Below are 1863 nucleotides of genomic sequence, written 5' to 3'. Positions count from 1 at the left end.
GGAGTGACGGGCACTGGCTGGCAATGTCTAGCAACGGCAGGCATTTCGGCTGAGGGTAAAAGAACTTTCCGCTAAGCGATAGACTGTATGTAAACACAGTATTGCAAGGACGCGGAACATGCCTCATGTGGCGGCCAGGACGGCCAGCCGGGATCGGGATACTGGTCGTTACCAGAGCCACCGACCCGAGCAAACCCTTCTCTATCAGATCGTTGACGAGTATTACCCGGCATTCGCTGCGCTTATGGCAGAGCAGGGAAAGGAATTGCCGGGCTATGTGCAACGGGAATTTGAAGAATTTCTCCAATGCGGGCGGCTGGAGCATGGCTTTCTACGGGTTCGCTGCGAGTCTTGCCACGCCGAGCACCTGGTCGCTTTCAGCTGTAAGCGTCGCGGTTTCTGCCCGAGCTGTGGGGCGCGGCGGATGGCCGAAAGTGCCGCCTTGCTGGTTGATGAAGTACTGCCTGAACAACCCATGCGTCAGTGGGTGTTGAGCTTCCCGTTTCAGCTGCGTTTCCTGTTTGCCAGCCGGCCCGAGATCATGGGGTGGGTGCTGGGCATCGTTTACCGCGTCATTGCCACGCACCTGGTCAAGAAAGCGGGCCATACCCACCAAGTGGCCAAGACGGGCGCGGTCACCCTGATCCAGCGTTTTGGATCGGCGCTCAATCTGAATGTTCACTTCCACATGCTGTTTCTCGACGGTGTGTATGTCGAGCAATCCCACGGCTCAGCGCGTTTCCGCTGGGTCAAGGCGCCGACCAGCCCAGAGCTCACCCAGCTGACGCACACCATCGCCCACCGGGTGGGTCGCTATCTGGAACGGCAAGGCCTGCTGGAACGGGATGTCGAAAACAGCTATCTGGCCTCGGATGCGGTGGATGACGACCCGATGACACCCCTGCTGGGGCACTCGATCACTTACCGTATCGCTGTCGGTTCACAGGCGGGGCGAAAGGTGTTCACTTTGCAAACTCTGCCGACCAGTGGTGATCCGTTCGGTGACGGGATTGGCAAGGTAGCCGGGTCCAGCCTGCACGCCGGCGTGGCGGCCAGGGCCGATGAACGCAAGAAGCTCGAACGGCTGTGCCGGTACATCAGCCGCCCGGCGGTATCCGAGAAGCGGCTGTCGTTAACACGAGGCGGCAACGTGCGCTACCAGCTCAAGACGCCGTACCGGGACGGCACCACGCACGTCATTTTCGAACCATTGGATTTCATTGCAAGGCTGGCCGCCCTGGTACCGAAGCCCAGAGTCAACCTAACCCGCTTCCACGGGGTGTTCGCACCCAACAGTCGGCACCGGGCGTTGGTCACGCCGGCAAAACGGGGCAGGGGCAACAAGGTCAGGGTGGCTGATGAACCGGCAACACCAGCACAACGGCGAGCGTCGATGACATGGGCGCAACGGCTCAAGCGTGTTTTCAATATCGACATCGAGACCTGCAGCGGCTGCGGCGGCGCCATGAAAGTCATCGCCTGCATTGAAGACCCTATAGTGATCAAGCAGATCCTTGATCACCTGAAGCACAAAGCCGAAACCAGCGGGACCAGGGCGTTACCCGAAAGCCGGGCGCCACCGGCTGAGCTGCTCCTGGGTCTGTTTGACTGACGAGCCTGAAGGCCAACGATACCAATCAAAATGCTGCGTTCACAGCGCCGCGGCAGGGATCCGCCGTGCTGGTTGTCGGAAAAGGAGCCGCTAGTGGGAAAGAGGAGGGTAAATTTTCAGCGTTGCTGGCTCCCCGTCAGCCGGATTGGGTTGCATCGCAGGGGTGTCGAAAGAGTCAACTGCGGTCCAAAGCTGTTGGACTTGGGTGAAAAGGGCGTTTATTCTTCCTATACGTTGTCGGCAGCGGGCCA

Annotated in this window: 1 protein-coding gene; it reads left to right on the top strand. The window is 59.7% G+C overall.

Annotated features, from left to right (window positions below):
- Positions 1 to 118: 118 nt before the first annotated feature.
- Positions 119 to 1612: an IS91-like element ISVsa3 family transposase gene (locus G5T77_RS13730; protein ID WP_001120888.1), complete on the top strand. Its 1494-nt coding sequence runs from the start codon at positions 119 to 121 to the stop codon at positions 1610 to 1612.
- Positions 1613 to 1863: the final 251 nt, after the last annotated feature.

Source organism: Acinetobacter sp. GFQ9D191M (assembly GCF_011174875.1).
Taxonomy (GTDB): Bacteria; Pseudomonadota; Gammaproteobacteria; order Pseudomonadales; family Moraxellaceae; genus Acinetobacter.
This window is presented reverse-complemented; position numbering and strand designations above follow the sequence as displayed.

Bases quoted from the DNA above. Each gene is read 5' to 3' on its own strand.
- G5T77_RS13730 (WP_001120888.1), top strand. From the start codon at position 119: ATGCCTCATGTGGCGGCCAGGACGGCCAGCCGGGATCGGGATACTGGT.